Source organism: Devosia riboflavina, from assembly GCF_000743575.1.
Lineage (GTDB): Bacteria > Pseudomonadota > Alphaproteobacteria > Rhizobiales > Devosiaceae > Devosia > Devosia riboflavina.
In genome coordinates, this window is sequence record NZ_JQGC01000020.1 from 62,274 (window position 1) to 86,889 (window position 24,616).

Annotated in this window: 24 protein-coding genes and 1 pseudogene; 18 read left to right on the plus strand and 7 right to left on the minus strand. The window is 62.2% G+C overall.

Annotated elements, in window-relative coordinates; genetic code table 11:
- Positions 1 to 42 precede the first annotated feature (42 nt).
- The 12 genes from JP75_RS18710 (at position 43) to JP75_RS18765 (ending at position 15,474) form a co-directional block, all read left to right on the plus strand.
- On the plus strand, positions 43 to 669 hold the full coding sequence (locus JP75_RS18710; RefSeq protein WP_035085915.1) for a peroxiredoxin: 627 nt from the start codon (positions 43 to 45) through the stop codon (positions 667 to 669).
- 25 nt (positions 670 to 694) lie between these two features.
- The gene (locus tag JP75_RS18715; protein ID WP_035085917.1) at positions 695 to 2,119 is read left to right on the plus strand and encodes a cytochrome ubiquinol oxidase subunit I; all 1,425 of its coding nucleotides are present in this window, start codon (positions 695 to 697) and stop codon (positions 2,117 to 2,119) included.
- Complete coding sequence (cydB, locus tag JP75_RS18720) at positions 2,109 to 3,113, plus strand: cytochrome d ubiquinol oxidase subunit II (protein ID WP_035085918.1); 1,005 nt, start codon at positions 2,109 to 2,111, stop codon at positions 3,111 to 3,113. Before JP75_RS18715 ends, cydB begins: the two co-directional genes overlap by 11 nt.
- 220 nt (positions 3,114 to 3,333) lie before the next feature.
- Positions 3,334 to 3,678, plus strand: coding sequence for a protein tyrosine phosphatase family protein (locus tag JP75_RS18725; RefSeq protein ID WP_051960923.1), 345 nt, complete (start codon positions 3,334 to 3,336; stop codon positions 3,676 to 3,678).
- A 203-nt stretch (positions 3,679 to 3,881) separates the two neighbouring features.
- Positions 3,882 to 4,229 (plus strand): rhodanese-like domain-containing protein, encoded by a 348-nt coding sequence (locus JP75_RS18730; RefSeq protein ID WP_035085920.1) that lies wholly within the window; start codon positions 3,882 to 3,884, stop codon positions 4,227 to 4,229.
- Between the two features lie 340 nt (positions 4,230 to 4,569).
- Complete coding sequence (locus JP75_RS18735; RefSeq protein WP_035085922.1) at positions 4,570 to 5,523, plus strand: DUF3991 and toprim domain-containing protein; 954 nt, start codon at positions 4,570 to 4,572, stop codon at positions 5,521 to 5,523.
- A gap of 140 nt (positions 5,524 to 5,663) precedes the next feature.
- Positions 5,664 to 6,266: a DUF1419 domain-containing protein gene (locus JP75_RS18740; RefSeq protein ID WP_035085924.1), complete on the plus strand. Its 603-nt coding sequence runs from the start codon at positions 5,664 to 5,666 to the stop codon at positions 6,264 to 6,266.
- A 10-nt stretch (positions 6,267 to 6,276) separates the two neighbouring features.
- Positions 6,277 to 6,675 (plus strand): DUF3085 domain-containing protein, encoded by a 399-nt coding sequence (locus JP75_RS18745; protein ID WP_035085926.1) that lies wholly within the window; start codon positions 6,277 to 6,279, stop codon positions 6,673 to 6,675.
- 83 nt (positions 6,676 to 6,758) lie between these two features.
- On the plus strand, positions 6,759 to 11,870 hold the full coding sequence (locus tag JP75_RS18750) for an N-6 DNA methylase (protein ID WP_035085927.1): 5,112 nt from the start codon (positions 6,759 to 6,761) through the stop codon (positions 11,868 to 11,870).
- A gap of 283 nt (positions 11,871 to 12,153) precedes the next feature.
- The gene (locus tag JP75_RS18755; RefSeq protein ID WP_035085928.1) at positions 12,154 to 13,824 is read left to right on the plus strand and encodes a ParB N-terminal domain-containing protein; all 1,671 of its coding nucleotides are present in this window, start codon (positions 12,154 to 12,156) and stop codon (positions 13,822 to 13,824) included.
- A gap of 262 nt (positions 13,825 to 14,086) precedes the next feature.
- On the plus strand, positions 14,087 to 14,425 hold the full coding sequence (locus JP75_RS18760) for a hypothetical protein (RefSeq protein WP_244446356.1): 339 nt from the start codon (positions 14,087 to 14,089) through the stop codon (positions 14,423 to 14,425).
- Positions 14,426 to 14,886: 461 nt separating this feature from the next.
- Positions 14,887 to 15,474, plus strand: coding sequence for a hypothetical protein (locus tag JP75_RS18765; RefSeq protein ID WP_035085929.1), 588 nt, complete (start codon positions 14,887 to 14,889; stop codon positions 15,472 to 15,474).
- A gap of 219 nt (positions 15,475 to 15,693) precedes the next feature.
- Here the strand turns inward: JP75_RS18765 and JP75_RS18770 are convergent, their stop codons facing one another.
- Both JP75_RS18770 and JP75_RS18775 read right to left on the minus strand, forming a co-directional pair.
- Positions 15,694 to 16,140, minus strand: coding sequence for a DUF305 domain-containing protein (locus JP75_RS18770; protein ID WP_051960924.1), 447 nt, complete (start codon positions 16,138 to 16,140; stop codon positions 15,694 to 15,696).
- A gap of 37 nt (positions 16,141 to 16,177) precedes the next feature.
- Positions 16,178 to 16,972 carry a glutaredoxin family protein gene (locus JP75_RS18775; RefSeq protein ID WP_051960925.1) on the minus strand — a complete coding sequence of 265 codons (795 nt, stop codon included), beginning with the start codon at positions 16,970 to 16,972 and terminating at the stop codon, positions 16,178 to 16,180.
- A gap of 366 nt (positions 16,973 to 17,338) precedes the next feature.
- Here JP75_RS18775 and JP75_RS18780 point away from each other — a divergent pair, with 366 nt between their 5' ends.
- From JP75_RS18780 to JP75_RS26640, 5 genes are all read left to right on the plus strand, one after another.
- On the plus strand, positions 17,339 to 18,403 hold the full coding sequence (locus JP75_RS18780; protein WP_035085930.1) for a DMT family transporter: 1,065 nt from the start codon (positions 17,339 to 17,341) through the stop codon (positions 18,401 to 18,403).
- Positions 18,404 to 18,788: 385 nt separating this feature from the next.
- Positions 18,789 to 18,974 (plus strand): hypothetical protein, encoded by a 186-nt coding sequence (locus JP75_RS18785; protein WP_035085931.1) that lies wholly within the window; start codon positions 18,789 to 18,791, stop codon positions 18,972 to 18,974.
- A 240-nt stretch (positions 18,975 to 19,214) separates the two neighbouring features.
- The gene (locus JP75_RS18790) at positions 19,215 to 20,144 is read left to right on the plus strand and encodes an ArdC family protein (protein WP_035085992.1); all 930 of its coding nucleotides are present in this window, start codon (positions 19,215 to 19,217) and stop codon (positions 20,142 to 20,144) included.
- A 750-nt stretch (positions 20,145 to 20,894) separates the two neighbouring features.
- Positions 20,895 to 21,212 (plus strand): DUF736 domain-containing protein, encoded by a 318-nt coding sequence (locus JP75_RS18795; protein ID WP_035085932.1) that lies wholly within the window; start codon positions 20,895 to 20,897, stop codon positions 21,210 to 21,212.
- Positions 21,213 to 21,276: 64 nt separating this feature from the next.
- Positions 21,277 to 21,435: a hypothetical protein gene (locus JP75_RS26640; protein ID WP_160194728.1), complete on the plus strand. Its 159-nt coding sequence runs from the start codon at positions 21,277 to 21,279 to the stop codon at positions 21,433 to 21,435.
- 55 nt (positions 21,436 to 21,490) lie between these two features.
- On the opposite strand, the gene JP75_RS18800 is transcribed toward JP75_RS26640, so the two are convergent.
- Positions 21,491 to 21,727 carry a WGR domain-containing protein gene (locus JP75_RS18800; RefSeq protein ID WP_244446359.1) on the minus strand — a complete coding sequence of 79 codons (237 nt, stop codon included), beginning with the start codon at positions 21,725 to 21,727 and terminating at the stop codon, positions 21,491 to 21,493.
- Here JP75_RS18800 and JP75_RS27095 point away from each other — a divergent pair.
- Positions 21,680 to 21,862, plus strand: a complete 183-nt coding sequence (locus tag JP75_RS27095; protein ID WP_244446360.1) for a hypothetical protein — start codon at positions 21,680 to 21,682, stop codon at positions 21,860 to 21,862. The two genes, JP75_RS18800 and JP75_RS27095, sit on opposite strands and share 48 nt — an antisense overlap.
- A 19-nt stretch (positions 21,863 to 21,881) precedes the next feature.
- Here JP75_RS27095 and JP75_RS18805 read toward each other — a convergent pair whose 3' ends face one another.
- The 4 genes and pseudogenes from JP75_RS18805 to JP75_RS18820 form a co-directional block, all read right to left on the minus strand.
- Positions 21,882 to 22,160 (minus strand): HU family DNA-binding protein, encoded by a 279-nt coding sequence (locus tag JP75_RS18805; protein WP_035085933.1) that lies wholly within the window; start codon positions 22,158 to 22,160, stop codon positions 21,882 to 21,884.
- 3 nt (positions 22,161 to 22,163) lie between these two features.
- Entirely contained in the window at positions 22,164 to 24,077 is a 1,914-nt protein-coding gene (gene traG / locus JP75_RS18810; protein WP_035085934.1) for a Ti-type conjugative transfer system protein TraG, read from the minus strand.
- A pseudogene (traD, locus tag JP75_RS18815) lies at positions 24,067 to 24,279 on the minus strand (conjugal transfer protein TraD); the annotation flags it as partial. The pseudogene traD and the gene traG, both read right to left, overlap by 11 nt.
- A gap of 4 nt (positions 24,280 to 24,283) precedes the next feature.
- The gene (locus JP75_RS18820) at positions 24,284 to 24,529 is read right to left on the minus strand and encodes a TraC family protein (protein ID WP_035085935.1); all 246 of its coding nucleotides are present in this window, start codon (positions 24,527 to 24,529) and stop codon (positions 24,284 to 24,286) included.
- Positions 24,530 to 24,616: the final 87 nt, after the last annotated feature.

Here is a 24,616-nt window from a genome sequence, read left to right on the forward strand (position 1 = left end):
ATTACAGAATATATGAATGAGTAAATATTAAAGGAGTACGTCATGACTATCCGTATCGGCGAAACCGCCCCCGATTTCGACGCCGACACCACCACCGGACCTATAAATTTTCATGAGTGGATCGGCTCCTCCTGGGCCTTCTTTTTCAGCCATCCAGGTGATTTCACGCCCGTCTGTACGACGGAAATGGGCCGCACGGCGCAGCTAGCGGAACGCTTTGCCGAGCTCAATACCAAACCTATCGGTTTGTCGACCGACTCGGTCGAGGAACACCTCAGCTGGATTTCTGATGTCAACGAAACCCAGAATACCGTGTTGCGCTTTCCGATCGTTGCCGATCCGGACCTGCGGATTGCCAAGCTCTACGAGATGATCCACCCTTCACAAAGCGAGACCGCCGCGGTCCGCTCGGTTTTTATAATCGATCCCGCCAAGAAGGTGCGGTTGACCATGACCTATCCGCTTAGCATTGGTCGCAATTTTGATGAGATCATTCGCGTCATCATGGCGCTGCAGACCAGTGACAAGAACCGTGTTTCCATGCCTGCGGATTGGCAGCCTGGGCAGGATGTCATTATCCCACCCTCAATCAAGAATGATGAAGCCAAAACTTTGTTTCCGCAGGGCTGGAACGAACTTCGTCCTTACTTGCGCATGACCAAGATTTAGCTTTCTGTATATCGGGGAGTGCCAGATGGATTTTGGACAGACTGCAGAAATTCTGGCGCGCATCCAGTTCGCCTTCACTATTTCTTTTCACTTCATATTTCCGGCGTTTTCCATCGGCACGGCCAGCTATCTGGCCGTGCTGAACGGCCTTTGGCTGTGGAAGCGTGACCCGGCCTACCTCAAGCTTTTCGAGTACTGGAAGACCATATTTGCCGTCACTTTCGGCATGGGCGTCGTCTCTGGCATAGTCATGAGCTACCAGTTCGGGACCAACTGGTCCGCCTTCTCGGAACGTGCCGGGGCGGTCATTGGTCCGTTGATGGGCTATGAAGTGCTGACGGCGTTCTTTCTTGAGGCCGGATTTCTGGGGATTGCCCTTTTTGGCCGCAAGCGCGTCGGCGACACGCTTCACATGGTGGCAGTGGTGACCGTCGCCATTGGCACCTTGATTTCCGCTACCTGGATCCTTTCGGTCAACAGTTGGATGCATACGCCCCAGGGCTTTTCGATCGATGCCAGCGGCAATTTCGTGCCGGAAGATTGGTGGGCAATCGTTTTCAGCCCGTCTTTCCCCTATAGGCTCGTCCACACGGTGCTTGCCGCATTCCTGACCACAGCATTCGCTGTTGGTGCGGTTGGTGCTTGGCACCTGCTAAAGGATCGGGACAACCGCCAGGCACGGATCATGTTCTCCATGGCAATGTGGATGGCGGCGATCGTGACGCCGATGCAGATCCTGGCGGGCGACATGCATGGCATCAACACATTGGAGCATCAACCTGCCAAGATCGCTGCAATGGAGGGGCACTATGAAAGTCATCCCGACGGTGCGCCACTAATCCTTTTCGGCATCCCCAACGAGGAAGAAGAGCGGATCGACTACGCCATTGAGATCCCCAAAGCCTCTTCGCTTATTCTCAAGCACGACCTGAATGCGCCGCTCGACGGTCTCGATGCGTTCGCTGTCGAGGACCGGCCACCGGTGACGATTCCCTTCTTTGCTTTCCGCATCATGGTGGGCATCGGCTTTGCCATGCTGGGCATCGGAATGTGGTCGCTATGGACGCGCTGGCGCAAGACGCTTTTCACCAACCACTGGTTGCATCGCGCCGCACTCGTCATGGGCCCTTCCGGATTTGTCGCCGTGCTTGCAGGTTGGTTCACGACCGAGGTGGGGCGGCAGCCCTTTACGGTCTATGGGCTGATGCGGACATCCGAAAGCCTTTCGCCGGTCGCTGCACCCGCCGTTGGGGCATCATTGGTCGCCTTCGTCATCGTTTACTTCATTGTGTTTGGCGCCGGCGTTTTTTACCTGTTCCGGCTGTTCAGACGTCCGCCGGTCATGGAAGTGGATCACGAACTCGATCTCGGTCCGACGCGGGCAGCTGGTATAACGCCGGGACCCGCCCAGGAAACCACCATTCGTGAGGGCGTAAATCATGGAGATTGATCTTCCCACCGTCTGGGCAGGCATCATCGCTTTTGCCGTGCTTGCCTATGTGGTGCTCGACGGCTTCGATCTGGGCGTCGGTATCCTGTTCCCGTTCTTCAGGGATAGGCACGACCGGGACATCATGACCAACTCCATCGCTCCGGTTTGGGATGGCAACGAAACCTGGCTGGTTCTGGGTGGCGGCGGGCTGATGGCGGTCTTTCCCGTCGTTTATGCCACTGTCCTGCCCGCGCTCTACATGCCGGTTATTCTAATGCTGCTCGGGCTGATCTTTCGGGGCGTTGCCTTCGAGTTCCGCTGGCGGACGACCAGGGGTTCGATCTGGTGGGATATAGGTTTCTGGCTCGGCTCGACCGTCGCCGCATTCACGCAGGGCATTGCACTGGGAGCGCTGGTACAGGGTATCGAGATCGTTGACCGGGCCTATGCCGGCGGGTGGTGGGATTGGCTAACGCCGTTTTCCCTCATAACTGGCGCCGCGGTCACCGTGGGCTACGCCTTGCTAGGTGCGACTTGGCTCAATCTCAAAACCTCAGGCGACTTGCAGGCAAGGTCCCGCCGCATCGCTATGTGGACTGGTGGTGCAACGATTGCGCTGATCGGCGTCGTGTCGCTTTGGAGCCCGTTCATCGACCAGATCTACTTCGAACGCTGGTTCGGCTGGCCCACGGCGTTTTTCTCTGCATTCGTTCCCATGCTGCTTGCCGTATGTGCCTTCGCGCTCTGGCAGGGATTGACCACTGACAAGCACCTTCAGCCTTTTCTGGCCGCGCTGGGCCTATTTGTGCTCAGCTTTATCGGGATCGGGATCAGCTTTTACCCCTACATGGTGCCAGGTGCGCTCACGATAGAAGAAGCCGCAGCGCCGGACAGCTCCTTGATGTTCCTCTTGGTCGGCGCATCGGTGCTGGTACCGGTGATCCTGGCCTATACCGGCTACGCCTATTGGGTCTTCCGTGGAAAAATCGACCCGGAGGAGGGCTACCACTGATGCATGTGCAAAAATCCCTGAAGCAGGTCGGCTGGTTCGTGGCGCTATGGGCCATGGGTGTTGGCACCATTCTAGCGGTTGGCTTGATCATCCGTCTGGCGCTAGGCCTTTAGATGGTCACTCCGATTTGTCGGACCCCACGCGACTACGGGCGCCGGGCCGAGAGCGCACGGATCGGCCAATCGTCGCCGGTGCTGGCGCTTGTTTGGAGGTTGCGTCCATGATCAAGCCGATAAGACTTTCTCCCAGCTATGCCATCTCAAGTCAGCTTTTGCCTTCCGACCTGGCGGACGCCAAGAGTGCCGGTTTTCGAACAGTGCTGGACGTACGTTATGACGATGAAGATCCTGGGCAGCCTGCCTTTGAGGAGATGGCTCGGGCTGCTGATTTGGCGGGAATTGCGATAGTCCACTTGCCGTCTGCATCGCCGCCCAACGACGGGCAACTGCGTGAGTTCGTTCGGCTTTCGCTCAAGTTGCGGAAGCCTGTCCTGGCATACTGCCGTTCGGGGGATAGAGCGAGACAACTTTGGAAACTCACGGAACTGCGTCGAGGCAACCTCTGACGAGCCAACGATTGAGCTGCCGACCGCAGCATGGGGTCGATGTTCGGCGCAGAATTCCCAATGGGTATCTAGGGACCTCAATGCGGGCTGACTACTAACTGCCGCCGCCTTGCGCCATTGCCAACGGCATAGTGAGTGTCGCAGGCATCAAATCTGGACAGCTACATCTTCTTTGGAACACAACAAAATAGAGAGTTCACCACATGGCCTATACGGAAAAATTCCAAGCCCTCGCCGATGAGGCTCAATCACGTGTTTCGGGTGTCTCGGCCCATGAGGTTGAGGGCCTCGTGAATGAAGGCGCCCTACTGCTCGACATACGAGATAGCGAAGAGCATCAGGCTGATCATATCACGGGGTCAATTAACGTCAGCCGTGGAAAGCTAGAAATGAACATTGAAGCAGCAGTGCCCGACCTTAATGCGACCATCCTCTGCTACTGTAATGCGAATAATCGAGGTGCCCTGTCCGCTGACACTTTGCGCGCAATGGGTTACAAAAATGCGCGATACATTGCTGGGGGCCTAAGAGCCTATCGCGCAATGGAATGATCTCATTGGCTGTGCGCTACGACCAAAGATTTGGTGCGGTCTCCTCCCAAGAGCCGGGCTGTCGGCGAGCCGAAGGCTCGCTATGCGGGTCTTCGCCCTTCGGGCTTTCATCCCTCACGCGAAAGAGGATCGCCGTAGATGGGGACTTGCTCCTTACCGCTTGCGCGCAGCACCGGGCAAGGGAAGCTGCGCCGCGGCCTCATGTTTGCGCCAACCGGTACAAACGCTGGGTTGCCGGCCGCGCCCTTGCCCGCCTTGCTCTTCGCGGCGTCCGGCTCCTGCTCAGGAAAATCCCGGGCGGTATCGAAGAGAAGGGAGCGCGACGAGGGCGCGGGCAAGAATGGAAAAAGCAGAGCTAGAAAGGCTGAAGGACAAGGTGCCCTGCGCGGCCGTCCTCGAACGCACGGGATTTGCGCTCGACCTCAAGGAAAGCACGCGCCGGGCAATGAAATTTCGGCGCGATGCGGCAATTATTATCGTCATCCATGACGGGAGGGGCTGGTTCGACCCTCTCTCGGACGGCAAGGGTGATGTCTTCCGTCTCGTCGAACATCTCAACGGCGTGCCTTTCATCGAGGCCATGAAAGAAGTCACCGGGCTGGTCGGGTTCGTGCCCACTACACCCCAATGGGACCGACAGTCACGGGAGCGAGAGCCCGATCTGTCGATTCCAGAACGCTGGCAGGCCCGCCGCAATCCATGGCGCGGATCAGCCACCTGGCGTTATCTTATCGAGGCACGTCGTCTTACCGAACCGGTTCTTCGAGCCGTGATCGCGGCAGGCTCGTTGCGCGAAGGCCCGCGTGGCAGCATGTGGGCGGCGCACAAAGATGCCGACGGCATCGTCACCGGGTGGGAGGAGCGGGGTCCGGACTGGCGTGGCTTTGCCACTGGCGGCGCCAAGGTGCTGTTCCGACTTGGCCACCGCGATGCGCTTCGCCTCTGCGTCACCGAGGCGGCGATCGACGCCATGAGCCTCGCGGCGATCGAGGGTCTCCGCTCCGACACGCTCTATCTCAGCACCGGCGGTGGCTGGTCGCCGGTCACCAACGCGGCAATCCGGGCGCTGGTCAACCGGCCGGGGATCCAGCTCGTTGCCGCCACAGACAACAACAAGCAGGGTGACGTCTATGCCCAAAGGCTTATGACCCTCGCCGGAGAGGTCGGGTGCAGCGCGGAGCGGTTGCGTCCCCTGGCGGACGACTGGAACGGGGATCTGAAAGGGATGGGGGAGGCAGGAGGAATGGAGGGGAAAGGCGGAGTGCCGCATGCCCGCCGACCGCGTCAAGGGTGAAGCTCACGCCCGGCTGCGCCGGCCCTTGACCCGCCCGGTCGGAGAGGCGGTCGCGGGGGAGGGGTCCGGAAGGGCTGAAGATGATGGTAATCCGCAAGGGATGAACCGCGCTCCGGCCCGCAAGTGGCCAGGAGCTCCCTATGACCCTTCACACCTCCATCCGCAAAATCTACTTCGGCGTCGCTGATCGCCGGCAAATGTTCCGCCTGTTCGACCGCCATGCGCAGCGGCCCAATCGCTGGGAGAATGACGATAGCGCGCTGTTTGCCGGCGAGTGGTTCGAGATCGCGCGCGCCGAACACGACTATATGCTCGACATCCTGCCGCCGCTCTGGATGCGCGGGGAAATGTTCGCCATGCGCGAATTCCTCACCGGCTCGGTGACCAGCGTCTTCTACACGCTGCGGATCGACGGCAAGACCCGCTATTTCCACGCCTATTGTGACCTCGCCCAGGCTCGTTCCCCGGTCGAGATGCGCGACGGAATCGTCGAACGCGAATGCTGGCCGGTGAAGGCCATGACGCATGATGAGCGTCTCGAGCATGTTTGGAGCGAAACCCATGATGAGTATCGTGGCTATGCCGGGGACAGGTTCCTCCCCCAGCATCGCGGCAAGCGCACCATTCTCGCCTATGGCTTGGGCACGACCGAGCTCAAGCTGCTCGACGATCTCACCGATGAAGAGATCGCTGCCAAGCTGCCCGTCCATTTGCGGCACCTCCCCACCCGCGTTGCAGCGTGAGGTGTGAGCGATGTTCACATTTCCCATTCTGGCCGTGCGCAAGATCGTCGAGCGCGGCATTGCCGATGCCGCCGCCAATGGCGGCTTCCGCAATCCCTACTACGGCACGCGTCCGGGCCAGGGCGAGAGACCCGGCATCTGGCTGGTCGGCGACGAGGGGGTCTACATCATGTCCAACGGCAAGCTAGCCGAGGGGCAGAAGGCTCTCGTCATCTATGCCGAGCAGTGCCACCCCAAGGGCGATATCGACTGGTGGGATTACAAGCGCCGCCATTTCGGCGCCGATGACGGTATCGAGTTCATCGAAGCTGACCGGCTGATCCCGCTCTTTGACCGCAACATGCGGGCGACCCACCTCAATGTGCAGCTTACCGAGAGCGAAATCGCTCTCTCGCTGCTCACCCGCTGACCTCTTCCAAATCCATGCCGCCGACCCTCGACCGATATCCTTCGGCCGAGCGGCCACGCGCGCCTTTGCTCTGGAGACCGCCCATGTCCAACGATCCCTTCACCCTCGACCTGTTCAGCAACACCTCACTTTCGTCCGGGCTCGGCCTGGGCGTTACCGCCTTCGGCAGCCTCTTCGACGACGACCGCGTCACCGAGGAGGCGCCGAACAGAGAAGGTGCCGCCGCACCGGCGCCAACGTCACCGAATGGTCCTTCGACCCCTTCAACATCGCGCCCGACACCAGACGCCACGCCTCGCGGCCAGACCTTCTTTCTCGAAGGCAATCGCGGCCTGGCCAAAGGCTGGAAGCAGCGCGCGCGCGATAATCTCGAGGCCCTCCAGCTCGCCGCGAAGATCGAGACCGAAAACCGCCCGGCCACGCCCGAGGAACAGGCCCGCCTCATCCGCTTCACCGGTTTCGGGGCCTCGGACCTTGCCAATGCCGTGTTCCGGCGTCCGGGCGAGACGGCATTCCGGGACGGCTGGGACGAGATCGGCGCCGACCTCGAGGATGCAGTGTCCAGCCAGGATTATGCCTCGCTGACGCGTTGCACCCAGTACGCCCATTTCACGCCCGAATTCATCGTCCGGGCGATGTGGTCCGGCCTCATGCGGCTCGGTTGGCGTGGGGGCAGGGTGCTCGAACCCGGCATTGGCACGGGCATTTTCCTCGCGCTGATGCCGCTGGAATTGCGCGACCAGGTGCATGTCACCGGCATCGAGATCGATCCCGTCACCGCGCGCATTGCCCGGCTACTGCAGCCGCAGGCGCGCATCATCAATGCCGACTTCGCCCGCGCCGAGCTGCCTGCCAGCTTCGATCTCGTCATCGGCAACCCGCCATTCTCGGATCGAACGGTGCACTCTGATCGCGCTTATCGCTCGATGGGACTGCGATTGCATGACTATTTCATCGCCCATTCGATCGATCTGCTGAAGTCAGGTGGCCTCGCGGCCTTCGTGACGAGCGCGGGCACCATGGACAAGGCGGATGCATCGGCGCGCGCGCATATCGCCAGGTCCGCCGATCTCGTCGCCGCCATCCGTTTGCCCGAGGGCAGCTTCCGCGCGGATGCCGGCACAGACGTCGTGGTCGACATTCTCTTTTTCCGGAAGCGTCGGACCGGAGAGGTCGCGAGCGATATGGCCTGGATCGATGTCGATGAAGTCCGCCCGGCCAACGGCGACGACGGCTCGATCCGCGTGAACCGTTGGTTCGCGCGCCACCCGGATCTTGTACTTGGCGCGCATGCCATCACGTCGGGCCCATTCGGTGAGACCTACACCTGCCTGCCGCGGCCTGGTGTTGACCTCGAAGACGCCCTTCCGGTGGCGATCTCCCATCTGCCGGAGACCATCTATGACGGCGAGCCCGATGCGATTGACCTCGACGCCGATCACGGCGCGCCCGTTGAAGACGGCGGAGACCCGAGCCCGGCCACCCGCGAAGGCAGCTACTTCATGGCCTCAAACACGGCGCTGATGCAGATGGTGGACGGGGTTCTCGTGACCATTGCTGTGCGCAAGGGGCGCAGCGCCGACGGCGTGCCCGACAAACATGCCCGCATCATCCGCAAACTGATCCCCATTCGTGACGCGGTGCGCGAGGTGCTCAAGGCCCAAGAGCTCGACCGGTCGTGGAAGCCGGCACAGGTCAAGCTGCGCATCGCCTGGTCCAATTTCGTGCGCGCCTTCGGGCCGATCAACACCACCGTGGTGTCGACGAGCGAAGATCCCGAGACCGGCGAGGTTCGCGAGATGCATCGCCGGCCGAACCTGCAACCATTCCTCGATGACCCCGATTGCTGGCTGGTCGCCTCCATCGAGGACTACGACCTCGAAACCGATACCGCGCGGCCAGGCCCGATTTTCACCGAGCGGGTGATCGCGCCACCCTCGGCGCCTATCATCACGTCGGCCGCTGATGCCTTGGCCGTGGTGCTGAACGAACGCGGCCAGGCCGACGTCGATCACATCGCCGGGCTGCTGCAAATGGATGCCGATGCTGTTATCGCCGAACTGGGCGAGGCCATCTATCGCGACCCCGAAACCGGGGCGTGGCAGACGGCCGATGCGTACCTCTCCGGTCAGGTCCGCGACAAGCTCAAAGCTGCCGAGGCCGCCGCGACCCTCGATCCCGTCTTCGAACGCAACGTCCGCGCGCTTGTCGATGTTCAGCCCGCCGATCTTGGTCCGTCCGACATTACCGCGCGTCTCGGCGCACCCTGGATTCCGGCGGTCGACGTCGTCGCCTTCGTCAAGGAGGCCATGGGCGCCGACATCAAGATCCGTCACATGCCGGAACTGGCATCATGGACAGTGCAGGCCCGCCAGCTTGGCTATATGGCGGCCGGCACATCGGAATGGGGCACCGGACGCCGCCATGCCGGCGAGCTCATCGCCGACGCGCTCAACAGCCGGGTGCCGCAGATCTTCGACACCATCAAAGACGGCGACAGCGAGAAGCGCGTGCTCAACGTCGTCGATACCGAAGCCGCAAAGGAGAAGCTGACCAAGATCAAAACGGCGTTCCAGACATGGATCTGGTCCGACCCTGATCGAACGGATCGCTTGGCGCGGGTCTACAATGACCGCTTCAACAATATAGCGCCCCGAAGCTTCAATGGTGACCACCTCCAGCTTCCGGGCGCCTCAGGCGCCTTTTCTCTTTATCGGCACCAGAAGCGCGGCATCTGGCGCATCATCTCGGCGGGCTCGACTTACCTCGCCCATGCCGTGGGCGCGGGCAAGACCATGACCATGGCCGCCGCGGTCATAGAACAGAAGCGTCTCGGTCTCATCGCCAAGGCCATGCTGGTCGTGCCCGGACACTGCCTGGCGCAGTCGGCGCGCGAGTTCCTGGCGCTCTATCCGACCGCACGCATCTTGGTCGCCGACGAGACCAATTTCACCAAGGAGAAGCGCCACCGCTTCCTGTCGCGCGCGGCGACCGCGACGTGGGATGCTATCATCATCACGCACTCGGCCTTCCGCTTCATCAGCGTACCCTCGGCCTTCGAGCAGCAGATGATCCAGGATGAGCTCGAGCTCTACGAGACCCTGCTCACCAAGGTGGAGAGCGATGACCGTGTCTCGCGCAAACGCCTCGAGCGCCTGAAGGAGGGCCTCAAGGATCGCCTGGAGTTGCTTGCGACGCGCAAGGACGATCTGCTCACCATCTCGGAAATCGGCATCGACCAGATCATCGTCGACGAGGCGCAGGAGTTCAGAAAACTCTCCTTCGCCACCAACATGGCGACGCTCAAGGGCATCGACCCCAACGGCTCGCAGCGCGCCTGGGACCTCTATGTGAAATCCCGCTTCGTCGAGACGAAGAATCCAGGCCGGGCGCTCGTGCTCGCCTCCGGCACGCCGATCACCAACACGCTGGGCGAAATGTTCTCGGTGCAGCGCTATCTCGGCTACGCAGCGCTGCTTGAGCGTGGCCTGCACGAGTTCGATGCCTGGGCCTCGACCTTCGGCGATGTCACCACCGAGCTCGAGTTGCAGCCCAACGGCAAATACAAGCCGGTCACGCGCTTCGCCACCTTCGTCAACGTTCCCGAGCTTATCGCCATGTTCCGCTCATTCGCGGACGTGGTCATGCCCGAGGATCTGCGCGATTACGTCAAGATCCCAACTCTCTCCACCGGGGCGCGCCAGATCAGGACCTCAAAGCCGTCGGCCGCCTTCAAGCGCTATCAGGTCCTGCTCGATGCCCGCATCAAGGCGATCGAGCAGCGCGAGGGGCCGCCCGAGCCTGGCGACGACATCCTGCTGTCGGTCATTACCGATGGCCGCCATGCGGCGATCGACTTGCGCCTCGTGGATGCCGACAATGACAATGAGGCGGACAACAAGCTCAACGACCTCGTTTCCAATGCTTTCCTCATCTGGCAGGAAACCGCCGGCAACGACTATGTCCGTCCCGACGGCAAGCCCTTCGAGCTGCCGGGCGCCGCGCAGATGATCTTCTCCGATCTCGGCACCATCAACGTCGAGAAGACACGGGGCTTCTCGGCCTATCGCTGGATTCGCGACGAGCTGGTGCGTCTCGGTGTGCCGACCTCCGAGATCGCCTTCATGCAGGATTTCAAGAAGTCCGACGCCAAGCAACGACTCTTCGGCGACGTCCGCGCCGGCAAGATCCGCTTCCTGATCGGCTCCTCCGATACCATGGGCACCGGCGTCAATGCGCAGTTGCGCCTCAAGGCCTTGCACCATCTTGATGTCCCCTGGTTGCCCTCCCAGATCGAGCAGCGCGAGGGCCGCATCCTGCGGCAGGGCAACCAGCACGATGTCGTCGACATCTTCGCCTATGCCACCGAGGGGTCGATGGATGCCCAGATGTGGCAGAACAATGAGCGCAAGGCCCGTTTCATCGCGGCGGCGCTCTCAGGTGACACCTCGATCCGCCGGCTTGAAGACCTCGGCGAAGGCCAGGCGAACCAGTTCGCCATGGCCAAGGCCATCGCGTCTGGCGATCCGCGCCTGATGCAGAAAGCTGGTCTTGAAGCCGACATAGCCCGGCTCGAGCGCCTGCGCTTCGCCCATCAGGACGATCAGTTCGCGATTCGCCGCCAGATCCGGGATGCAGAGCGGGATATCGAGTATTCGACGCGTCGGATTGTCGAGGTCGGCAACGACCTCGCCCGTCTGGTTCCGACTGCCGGAAACGCCTTCGGTATGACGGTCGGCGAAGAGCGCCTCACTGAGCGCAAGCTCGCCGGCCGGGCGCTGATGAAGGAGATTCTGACCCTCGTGCAGCTTCAGCACGAGGACGAGACCATCATCGCCTCAATCGGCGGATTCGAGCTCGCATATTCCGGCCAGCGCTTCGGCCAGGACGGCTACAGCTACAGCACGGCGCTGCTGCGCACCGGAGCCGAGACTGAAATCGAACTCCCGGTCACCAACACACCGCTCGGTGCAATCGCCCGGCTCGAGCATGTCCTTGTCGGCCTCGAGGAGGAGCGGGCACAATATCGGCGTCGCCTCTCTGACGCCGAGCAGCGCCTCGCCTCCTACCGAGTGCGCGAGGGCGGAGAATTCAGCTTCTCTGCCGAGTTGACCGACAAACGCCGGCAACTTGGTGAGATCGAAAAATCGCTTGCCGAGGATATCGTCCCCGCCGGCACCCGCGCCGCAGCCTAGCCAGAACTGCAACGCTCGGGAGGAGCAAAAAAGGGCGGAATGAGGAGGGGATAAGCCTGCTCGCAGATCGGGCGATCCGCCGGCGCTGACGCTCAATCGCTCCCTTGCGATCCCGGCCCGTCACCCTGCGCAGGGCTGAAGGCGCCCCGCTGGGCCAGCCGGGCAGGAATGCTCGGGCGCAATTGCACCGGTTCGCCCGCTCCGCGGGCCGGAGGGTGTCTTCGGGAAGAAGACGGACAAGGACCGGCAAAGGCCGTGTCCGCAATCCTAAAGGAGCATCTCCATGGAACTGAAATTTGTCGATCCGCGCTCGCTCACGGACAATCCGGACAAGGCGCGCCGCTCCAGGTCCAGCCCGCAGGCCGACGCCCTGCTGCTGGCAACGATCAAGGCCGTAGGCATCGTGCAGCCGCCTGTCGTCACCGCAGAAACTGATGGCGGCAACGGCTTCGTCATCGATGAGGGTCATCGCCGCGTGAAGCAGGCGATTGCCGCCGGGCTAGAGGAAATCGCCGTTCTGATCGTTCCGCGCGCCGAGGACGGTGGCGCCATGCGTTCGTTGGTTACAACGATCGCACACGAGCAACTCAATCCGGTCGATCAATGGCGCGCCATCGAGCGCCTCGTCTCGCTCGGCTGGACCGAGGAGGCGATTGGCATCGCGCTCGCCCAGTCGGTGCGCCAGATCAAGAAGCTCAGGCTACTGGCCAGTGTGCTGCCGGCGATGCTGGACCACATGGCCAAGGGCGACATGCCCGATGAGCGGCAGCTTCGCACGATCGCGGCGGCGTCGCTCGAGGATCAGAAGGAAGTCTGGAAGGCGCACAAGCCGTCCAAGGGCGATCCGCAGGTCTCGTGGTGGAGTGTCGCCAATGGCCTCGCCAGGACCCGCATGTACGCGCGCGACGCCAGTTTTGGCGACGAGCTTGCCCAGGCCTACGGCATCGCCTGGGTCGAGGACTTGTTCGCTCCCGCCGACCAGGACAGTCGCTATACCACCGATGTGGAAGCTTTCCTTGGCGCCCAACAGGAGTGGATGACCCAGAACCTGCCCAAGAAGGGCGTCATCACCGACGTCAACACCTATGGCGAGGTCAAGCTGCCGCCCAAGGCAGAACGCGTTTATGGGACGCCCAAAAAGTCGTACCACACCGCGATGTATCTTGACCGCGAGGGCAAGGTGAAGTCGGTCCACTTTCGCCTACCCGAGGCCAAGAAGAAAAGTGAGGGCTCCAACGACGCCGGCGGCGCGGACGAGACGATCGTCATCTCCAAGCCCCGTCCCGACGTCACGCGCAAGGGGGTCGAAATGATCGGCGACCTGCGCACGGACGCACTGCATGAAGCGCTGGCGCGGGCACCCATCGAGGACCACACCCTGCTCGCACTGCTCATTGTCGCCTTCGCGGGACAGAACGTGCGCGTCGACTCCGGCGCGGGCGGTGACTTCCGCTTTGGCGGACGCCTCGGCCGGCACGCGGCAACCCTCTTCGATGGGGAGGGCAAGCTCGCCCCTGACACCAATGCGCTGCGCGTCGCCGCCCGCGGCGTTCTGATCGACGTGCTCTCGTGCCGCGAGAACATCAGCAAGTCCGGCATCGTGGCGATCGCCGCTGGCTCGGCCATCGGCGCCAATGGCTTTCTGGCCAATATGGGCACAGAGGACTTCCTCTCCTGCCTGTCGCGTCCGGCGCTCGAGGCTTCGTGCAGCGATACGCCGGTGGTGCCGCGGGCGCGGGTCAAGGATACGCGGGATGCGCTCGCCGAACATTACAAGGAGGGTCATTTTGTCCATCCAGCCGCGCTATTTGCCCCCGACGCGACCAGCCTCGCGGAATGGCTCGCCAAGAACACCGTCACGGAAGTCGAGGATGACGATGTGACGGACGTCGATGAGATCGGCGGAGGTGCCGACGACGAATTCGAGGAGGGCTTCCGCGACGCCGCCGAGTAAGGCCTTCGCGGTTCCATTCTTTCGATCGCTCTTCCGCCGCCGGGTCGACCCGGCGGCGGTTTCGTCTTTAGCACTTCATGGAGGGCGGCATGTCCGCACACGCGATCTTCCAAACCGCACCCGTGGGGGCCTTGCCGCCATGTCTGACGGAAAGTCGTGGCAGCCTGGTGCCGACGCCGTCTAGGCAACTTCCAGTCTCGGCTCCATTTCACGCACCATGCCGGTCCGTTCAGTTCGCCCACTGGCGAGGGAGGGGGTCGCCGTGATCCCCGCACCAGAGCTGCGCCGCCAACTCTCCCGGATGCGGGAGGCACACCGGCAAACCCAGCGTCAGCTGGACATGGTGGACCGGCAGATCACACGCCGCATGACCGCGCTGATCCCCGGCCTGCTGCCCCGCCGGTCTCACTATCATCGGGGCAAGCCGGCTGACCCTGGGGCGTTTCTTGAGCGCTATCGGGCACAGGTCTCCGCCCTGACCACTGAACGCCAACCGGAGATCGAAGCCCTTTCGCTTAAACTGGCGTTACAGGAGCAGGCGATCGCCAACTTCATTGAGCGGCACGGTCATGAGGCCGGCCTCAGCGAACAGGTCCCTTGACGTATGCGATCGGGTCGGAAGCCGCCGAGGGTCGATGGCCCCTCGACTGATGCGGGGCATCTGGGCGACCAACACGTGGTGGTTGTCCCTACCGCAGACACATTGGAGCCTGGCGCGTGAATGTCAGTTGGTCATGACCGTCTGTCCTTCGGTTCCCATGTCGAAATTGAGGTCCCGTGCTGGTCCTCCCTCGGGCTTCATGCAGTCCTGAACCGGCGACCGTTCGCTTCAAGGCCGCGTACCGCGCCGCGCGGCGGCCGGCTCGAACCAATCTCGACATGGCAGGCCCGCGGCCCGCGCGAGGGCTGAAGGGCCCCTGCTTGGCTGCAAACCTTCCATGCTCGCCTCGGTCCGCCCGGACCCTGAAGCACCCGTCATTCCGCCGGTTCTGTTGGTCTGCGCCCGAGGGAGGGCCGGCACGGGGCCGGTCCGAGCTTCGGGAACCTAAAAAGGAAAACGCAATGACCGACAAACCAGCCAAATCCCGCCCCAACGCCCGCGTCGTTCCGCTCCGCAAAGCTACCACCCTGCAGATGGTCCGGCTTGCGTGCCCCGACCCCGGACAATGCGCTCTCATCTCGGAGAGTTTCGGCCTTTCTGTCCTCGACAGCGACGGCATCCGCGACCTCCACGAAAAATTCATCATCGATGCCGCTGCGGCGCTCGACGAGGGGCTTGGCGAACGCGCCATGCAGATACACATGCAGCGCATCGTTGGGGCATTCGTTGGTTCGGCCTATGGAGCCGGTCAGTTTTACAGCCGGGCCGTCTCCGAGGCGCGCGACGCCACAGCCAAATCAGCCTGCGATGACCGCGACGAGGATATTGGTGGGCCGGTTGGCTTTGGCAGCGCCGCGCAGCGCAAGCGGGAGTTCGCCGCAGATATGGCGCTCCAGGCTCACGCCTTGCGCATGGCTGCCGAGGGCACTATCGCAGCTTACGAGAAGATCGTTGGCGAGGCTTGGAAACCCTTCGAACGGGTCGTCGATAACCCCGGCCAGTCCGTCGACCGCAAGGCGGCCGAGGTGCAGATGGCGGCCCTTGGGTGACGGGCCCCTCGGGCGGAGCTTCGGCTTCGCCCACTTATCGCATCAGATCTTCCAAAAAGAAACTACGGTGGGCTGAGGGGCGACGGCAGTGCGCCGCTCCACAGCAGTCGGTCCGCAGGATCAGGTTATTCAGCGTGCTCGCCCTCCCGCCCCAGTCTTAGAACTGAAGGATTTCTAGGCTGAATGGTGGGGATGCGCGAAGCGTATCCCCGATCTCGATTACTCGCTGGCGCCTTCGCCTTCGAGCCACTCGACCATTTCGGCGATCTCTGCCTCCTGGGCATCGATCACCTTCTGCGCCATTTCCCTCGCCCACTGGTTATCACCATGCTCCAGCTCGGCCTTGGCCATGTTGATGGCGCCCTGGTGGTGCGGGATCATCCCGCAGACGAAGGCCACGTCGATGTCTTCCACCATCATGCCGTCCATCATCTGCTTGTTAGTCACGTCCATGCCGGCCATCAGGTCGGTATGGGCCGCGTCCATCTCATGGGACATGTTCATGGCCATGTCGCCGACCATGCCCTCGGCGGTCTTGCAGATTTCGGGCAGCTCGGCACCCGCCGCCGACATGTCATGGCCCGCCATGGCGTCCTGGGCGAAGGCAGAGCCGGAAGTGGCGATCAGGAAGGCGCCGGTCAGAAGGGTCGTCTTGAAGAGGTTCATTATCATAGCTCCTTGGTTTGGCGTTCTTGTAGTTCGATTACATTACGTGCCCGGAGGGGATAACCCCGAGAGCCGAAAGACCCATCCAGATCGCCATGGCGACCATCATCAGGTTCTCGGTAAGGGAGACAAACCCGAGCGGTACGTTGCTGGAACCGCCGACGCAGGCGCATTTGAGCTCACGTCTGTCTACGTAGACCGCCTTAAAGACAGAGACCGCGCCGATCGTCCCGATGAACAGCGCTATCGGAACCGACAACCAGGTTAGAGCCCCGGCGACCATCAGGATGCCGGCGGCGCCTTCGGCATACGGATAGACGTAGCTGTACGGAACCCAGCGCTTGGCTAGGAGGTCGTAGTTCAGGAACATGGTGGCGAAGCTCTCGACGTTCTGCAGCTTGAGCAGCGCCAGCACGACCATCGAAAAGCCGATGAACCACTCGGCGGCCCGCAGCGTGAACGGATTGCCCGTAACGGCATAGCTGGCCGCCATGGCGGTCAACGCAGTCATGGCGAACAGCACCGCCACGGGCCGATACGTCGTTGCCTTGGGGTCTGCAACGGTCTTGCCCAGGAACCGGCGGGTGTCGTCATGACCGCCGACGCGCTGGCCGTCGACAAAGACCTGGGGCGTCGTCTTTACGCCGTACTTCTCCTTGAACGCGTCGGTCTCCTCGCGTGTGGTCAGTTGATGATCCTCGACCTCATAACCGGATCGCTTCAGCATGTCCTTGACCTTCAGGCCATAGGGGCAGGTGTGGTCCGGCATTACCATGCGATAAATGACGGCCTTCTTCCTGGCCGACGTGGCGTCCAGTGCTATGGTGGACATGGGACAGTCCCTTCTTTGAAACCAGTGATTTTCATCTTGTGCACCTTACCATCATTGGAAGGTCAAGGCCCCTTATCCATGACTTACCATCGTGACGTGGATGCCTACGTCCGCAGGCTCGACGGTAACCTTCACGTCAGTATACATGGTCTATGTTGACGACCATGACCCCAGATGATGCCACGCACCTGCTGTTCGAAGCCCATCTGCTGGTGCGGCATGGACCGGAACGCAGCGAGCGGGCAATGGCGGACCTTGCGCCTGCCATCAACCGGCTGGACGAGGTAGAGTCGTTTTACCCTGATCTCCAGGTGGAGATCGACCCGATCCGGGCCGCCTTCGCCTGCCAAACGCGTAGAGATCGAAATGACATCCAAATCTTACCTCTGGCCCGGCGTCCCCCTGGCGCTCGGTTCCGCTGTGCTGTTCGGCGCAGCGGCGCCGCTTTCGAAACTGCTGATCGGGTCCGTTGACCCGTGGCTACTCGCAGGCATTCTTTACCTGGGTGCCGGCACCGGGCTGGCGATTGTGCACCTCGGCCGTCCGCTGATCGGCCTTCCGTCCCCGGAGGCACCACTTCAGCGCAGCGACCTGCTGTGGCTGGCGGCGGTAATCCTGTTCGGCGGCATGCTGGGACCACTCTTCCTGATGCTGGGCCTGTCGCAGACCAGCGCCTCGTCCGGATCGCTCCTGCTCAACCTCGAGGGCCTGGCTACAATGGCCATCGCGTGGATCGTGTTCCGCGAGAACGTGGACCGGCAGCTGATCCTCGGTGCCGCCGCCATCCTCGCCGGCGCCGTGCTGCTGTCGTGGACGGGAGCTGGCCTGAGCCTCGACACCGGCAGCCTGTTCATCGCCGCGGCATGCCTGAGCTGGGGCATCGACAACAACCTCACACGCAAGCTGTCGTCAGCCGATCCCGTGCAGATAGCCATGATCAAGGGCCTGGTCGCCGGATCCACGAACCTGGTACTGGCTCTGTCGCTGGGTGCCAGCCTGCCGGGCATCGGCCTGATCGGCGCGGGTGCCGTCGTCGGTTTCCTCGGTGTCGGCGTCAGCCTCGTCATGTTCATGCTAGGGCTGCGGCACCTGGGTACCGCGCGGACCGGGGCGTACTTCTCGCTGGCGCCGTTCATTGGTGCAATGCTGGCCATCCTGATTTTCCGCGATGCCATCACCTGGCACTTAGTCGGCGCGGGGATGCTGATGGCGATCGGGCTGTACCTGCACTTGGCCGAGCGGCACGATCATGAGCACGACCATGAGGGCCTCGAGCACGACCATGCCCATACCCATGACGAGCACCACCGGCATGCACACGATGGCCCGGTGACGGAGCCTCATTCGCACTCGCACCGGCATGAACCAATGCGCCACAAGCACCCACATTACCCGGATCTGCACCACCGTCATGGGCATGGCCACGGCTAAAGTTCAAGTTCAGTTCAGCCTGCATAACAGTGCTTGGTTTCTGCTCGCCAAGATCAGAGGCAGATTATGTACAACGGCCTGGTAAATGTGGATGTCCGAAAAGGGGTGGAGGCTGCCTCTTTGCGGAGCTTGCCAAGTGGCGTCTGGTGGCTACCGTGCTCATCTCGACCTTGCTCCAACCGTTGCTGGCCCGCCTCGCTGCCCCATCCCGCTCTCTTGTGATGGCATTCCTAATGCGACCGCGGATCTTCCACGATCAACCCGCAAGGGGTCCGCTAGCAAGCTGCGGCCTCTCGGCTGACGCCTTCGCGGTGATCGCGCCCGCCGCCGCACCCTGACGGAGCCATCGAGCGGGAATTGTCCCGCTCCAAGATGGAGCCCTCAGATGTCCAACGATCTAACCCTCGCCCAGAAGGCCGCCTGGCACCTCGCCCGCACTCTTATGGCCCCAGTGGTTCTTTTCCAGGTCGACGATGAATTCGGCGTGCTGCCCGCCGACGAGATCGATGACGCCGACGTCAAAGTCCTCTTCGAATACGATCCCTATAGCGGCGGTTGCTCGGTTCACTGAAACCGATCCGACCTCCGATTGAGGCGGCGCCCGGCGCCGCCTTTCTTTTTGTCTCTCGCCTGCTCCCGCCCCCGTCCTGCCGGTGGTCCTGGCGGAGCCAGGCTATCAGCGCAACGGCTTCGCCGTCCTCCGCTGCGCTGCGGCCCATGGGGGTGCGCTGTCCGCCTTCCTGCTCCGCCCTGGCGGACCCCGTGACGGGGCCGCGATCGGCGCAGCCTCCAGAACCGGAGGTTCATGAAAATGAGCATGAAAGAGAAAGGACCGCGCATCGACATCTATGCGCGGATCACCGACCGCATCGTGGCGGATATGGAGAAGGGCGTTCGCCCATGGATGCAGCCGTGGCGTGCGTCGAATGCCGTGGGCCGGGTGACGCGGCCCATACGGCATAACGGCCTGCCCTATAGCGGCATGAACGTGCTGCTGCTGTGGTCTGAGGCCCTCGCCCGCGGCTTCATCAACCCGATGTGGATGACGTTCAAGCAGGCGCTTGAGCTCGGCGGCGCCGTCCGCAAGGGCGAAACCGGCTCGATGGTCGTTTTTGCCAGCCGCTTCACCAAGACAGAGACAGACGCCGCCGGTGAGGAATTCGATCGGGAGATCCCGTTCCTGAAGGCGTATACGGTCTTCAATGTCGCGCAGATCGACGGCTTGCCGGACCAATATTACGGGCCGAAGACAGAACCCGTGCGCGATCCAGTCGCGCGCATCGAGTATGCCGATCGCTTCTTCGCCAGTACCGGCGCCGTGATCCGGCACGGCGGCTCACAGGCCTATTACGCCCCCTCGCTCGACATAATTCAGATGCCGCCATTCGAGACCTTCCGCGACGCCGCCTCATATGTCGCCGTCCTCAGCCATGAAGCCGTCCACTGGACTGCAGATTCTCGACGGGTCGGACGCGATCTCAGCCGCTATGCCAAGGACCGCAGCGAGCGGGCGCGTGAGGAACTGATCGCCGAGCTCGGGAGCTGCTTTCTCTGCGCTGATCTTGGCATCGCGCCAGAGCTCGAGCCCCGGGCCGATCATGCCAGCTACCTGGCCTCCTGGCTCAAGGTCCTCGTCGACGACAAGCGGGCGATCTTCTCGGCCGCTGCCCATGCGCAGCGTGCAGTCGCCTTCCTGCACGGCCTTCAACCGGCGATCTCTGAAGATCGCAGTGCTGCCTGATGATCATGAGCCTGTCGACGGCGGGGACGGTCACGGGCCCCCGGTCCCTCTGCGCGCCCTCTTGCTCCTGGCGGACGTGTAATCCACCGCCTGGGCGCTGATAGCCCGCCCATGGCGAAGTCGGACCCAAGATCGCCCCCTCCTGTGTGAGAAGGGCCTCGTGTGTGTTGGATGCTGAATGGAGCGCCAACGGCGGACGGTCATCATCCTGCCCTGACTACGAACCGTTGGCAGGGTGCATCCGGGGGGCGGTCGTTATCGTCTGTGTCACACCGAAGGTTGCAGGCTGGGCTCGTGGTCGTCTGCACAGCCTTTACCGGGTCCGTGCTGAGAAACCAGAATGGGGGCTGGTCGCGTCGTGGGCGCCAGCGCTCGAAGCGAGGCTGACGAGGTCGGGCAACGGATCGCGCCGCACCGTCACCCCAGATGAAAGTGCCAGACCGACACCAGCCAATGTCACCTCCGGGCGGGTCTTCAAGCTCACGCCCAGATCACGTCCTCGATTTGGCATGTCTGACCGAATGACGTCGTCGCCGAAACGGCGACGCCTCGATCTTATCCCCGCAACCGCCGTCCGCAACTTTCTTCCCCTGATCGCTGCGCGCTCATTCCTCGCGAAGCAAGAATGCTGCTCCCGGCCGCCCTCCACTTTGTTCCGGCCTCTTCGAGGTGCGGGTCGATCGCCCCCGGTCTGTCGACAGCCATCGAGGTCGCGATGGGCGCGACCCGACAAACTTACGGAGACGACAAATGGCTACCATCGGCACCTTCACCTCCAGCGCCAACGGTTTCACCGGCACGATCAAGACCCTCAACCTCAACGTCAAGGCGCGCATCGAGCGGGTCGAAAACCCTTCCGACAAGGGCCCGCAGTTCCGCATCTTCTCGGGCGCAGTCGAACTCGGTGCAGCCTGGCAGAAGACGGCCAAGGAAACCGAACGCGACTACCTCTCGGTCAAGCTGGACGATCCGAGCTTCCCCAACCCGATCTACGCCACCCTAATCGAGGTCGAAGGGCAGGAAGGCCTACAGCTCATCTGGTCCCGGCCCAACGGCAACCGCGACTGATCCGCATCGAGGCCCCGTCCACTGGCGGGGCCTTGATCCTTTTATCCACTGCGGGAGAAACACCTTGGCCTTCATCGACGAAATCGAAGAGCTGCGCGCCGAACTCTGTCACAGCCACCTGACCGTCGCGGAACGCCGTAGCGCTGAGACAAGACTGGTCGAACTCCGTCAAAATCGAAACGTAGAACCCGGCAACGCGCAGAAGGCCACCACAAGGCACTAGCTCCACTGCGCCTAGCCTGTGACGGCTCAATGTCTACTTAGCGTCGTCACCCACGTCAGGATCGAGGAACGGCTGTCACAGAGTTTGGAACCGATCGAGAGACCCGCCTCGGCTGATAGCCGCGGAGCCTTTTGGCCCGCAATAGCTCAAGGAAGAGTCCCACAGCCTCACCCTCGTCATCGAAGGAGTGCTGAACTGTGCGCCCGATGGTTCCGATCCGGCCCCAGCGACGGATGAGCCGGGCTTGACCGAACAGCGTTTCCTCAATCGACAGCGCGTAGAAGCGCGCCATGTTACGGTCCGGGTCCCGGCGTTCGATATAGAGCTGATATTGCTGCGCGATCATGCCGAGCAGAATCGCGCAGCCCGAATCCGCCGTCCAATGATTGGTTTGAATCACTGGATCGGCATCGATTCATTTTGGTGATGGATGCGGCGGCCGCCGATCAGCCGTTGAGCGCATCCTTGATCGCCTTGGCCGGCGTAAAGCTCAGCTTCTTGGAGGCCGCAATCTTGATCGCGGCGCCCGTCGAGGGATTACGACCCTCGCGCGCCGGCGTGTCCTTGACCTTGAACTTACCGAAACCGGGAATGCTGGTTTCGGCCCCCGATGTCGCTGCTGCGGCAATTTCCGCGAATACGGCTTCAACGATGGCTTTGGCTTGGGCCTTGGTGAGGCTTTGCTCAGCGGCGATCTTGTCGGCGATCTCGGTCGTCGTGGTCATTGGTCACTCCTCATGATGGAAACGGTTTTTGCTTACCACGGATTTCATGTCCGCACGCCGGAACCAGATGGCGCGCCCACAGCGGATTGGTGGATTGCCCGCTGTGAACACGATCTGCTCGTCGGCACGCATCTGCAGCACTTCATGCGGCAGGATGAGAGGACGTCTCGATAATTGCCTGGAGCGGGTGCGAGACGATCCAGACGATTTTGTGCTGGTGCTGACCTGGCTGACCTCGACCGTGGTATCGCCGCACCGTTTGGAAATGTAGTCTGCCGTCTCTGGGTCATTGATCGCCGCAAACGACATCCAGGACGCGCTTTCAAACCATTTGCTCGTCGCGTCACGGCCGCCGTAGGCCTCGCGCATCTGCCCGATGGACTGAAACAGCAGCACCAGCGTGATGCCATACTTGCGGCCGGCATCGCGGGCAGTTTCGAGAATGCGCATAAAGCCGAGCCGCGCCACTTCATCAAGTAGGAACAGTGTCCGACCCTCGATCTTGCCGTTGCGATTATAGATGGCGTTCATCAAGGCGCCGATGATTACCCGGGCGAGGCCCGGATGGTTCTCCAAAGTCTTGAGGTCGAGATTGATGAAAATGTCGGTCGTGCCGGCGGCGAGGTCGTCGGTGGAAAAGGTGTTGCCCGAAACGAGCGCCGCGTAGTTCTCGTAACTCAGCCAGTGGGTTTCCTTGGCGGCTGAAGCGTAGACGCCCGAAAAGGTCTCGGGCGTCATGTTGATGAAGGGCGCGACGTTCTCCTTGACGAAGGTCGAGCCGGAACTGTCGTAGATGGCTTGCAGCCGTTGCCGTAGTTTGGGTTCGGGCTCAGCCATATTGGCGCGGACCCGCCGCAGGGTTTGTTCTGCCGGATCGACATGACCTGACAGGCACACATCGGCGATCAAAGCCGTGAGCAGTTGCAGCGCCGCACCCCGGAAGAAATCATCGCGCGCCGAACCTGCGCGCGGCGCCTCGGTGATGATCCAGGACGCGACGGCGGCAATGTCCTCTTCCTTGCTGCCACTAAAGCGACCGATCCAGTCGAGGGCGTTAAAGCCAATTTCGGGACTGGATGGATCGAGGGCAACGACCGTGCGCTGTGCGGCGCGCCGGTGCTCGCGGACCATCGGCGCGACCTCGTTGGACGGGTCGAGTATCACCAGACCATGCCCCCATTTGAGGGCGGTCGGGATCGTCACCGAGGTTGTCTTGAACCCGCCCGATCCCGCAAAGGCGATGCCGTGGGTTGAACCGAAGGCACAGTCAAAGCACAGGAGCGGCGACGTACCGCCTACGCCCCAACTTTCCTTGTCATCGGCGCGGAACGCCCGCTCGGCGACAACATCCTGGTCAACGCGACAGCGTTCCCCGATGACAACGCCGCCCATACTGGGGAACAGCCTTTTGGTTTCGGCTTGGCTCATCCAGTTGGAGGATCCGTGAATGGCGCGTCGTCCTTCTATCCGCTTCGGCGCCTTGGCGGAAAAGGCCCGGTTGCCGCGCGAGACGACGCGGAGCCCAAACAATCCGGCACCAAGGGCGAGCATCGCGCCCATCGTTGTCGATGGATCGACAAAGCCGAGAACCGCATTAAACGGTACCTGGTCTGCGAAGCTGGAGAGTCGCGCAAGTTCACGCCACACGGCGACCGCGACCGCGACCGTTGCGCCGCTGGCAACCCCACCGCCGACATAGCGGATCGCCGTCGAGCCGGCCGACGCAAACAAGATAACAACGCCCAAGCCGGCAGCTGTCGCATAGGGCAGGGCTATGCCGAGCTTGCCGAGTAGCATCTGCGCGCTAGATGTCGTCCCTAGACCTGCCATCCGCTGCTCGATCCCTGTCAGCATCCAGACGGTCGTGGTCATCAGCAGGATGGGCATCAACACCGAAGTCAGCTTCTTGAGCGTCATGGCGGAAGGCCTCTTCTCCGATGGCAAGGAGGCGCGCGCGCTCAGGCGCATTGCCGGCCAACTTGCGTTTGGCCTCGAGCAACAGGCCAAGCAGCAACGCCCGCTTTTCGTAGCGCAGCCCCGCCTTGGCGATGAGGCCGCCCAGTTGGATTTTTTCTCTGGTGTCTTTTTTCCGGTCGTCGGTCCTGGCCAATTGCATCATCCGCTCAGTCCGTCCGAGTGTTGCCCTGAGGCGCGCCAGGAGCGGCCTCCTTCGCCCCGGTGGCCTTCCGAAACCGAGCTGAGAGTTCTTCGAAGGCTTTGATGAGGTCGCTGTCTTCGACCTCGACGTCGCCGAGCCCGGCCCTGAGCGCGATGCGTCCGATGCGTCCGGCCTCTTTGGTTTCCGCCTGCTTGAGCTGCTCCTGCAGCCTGGCGATTTCGTCGCGGAGTTTGATGACGGGCTTTTTCACGTGTCGTTTCCCCTTGGACCGAAAATGCCCCGAAGTACGGCATGATCTTCCTCCCATGCACGCCAGTGCGCACCCTATCAAATCCGA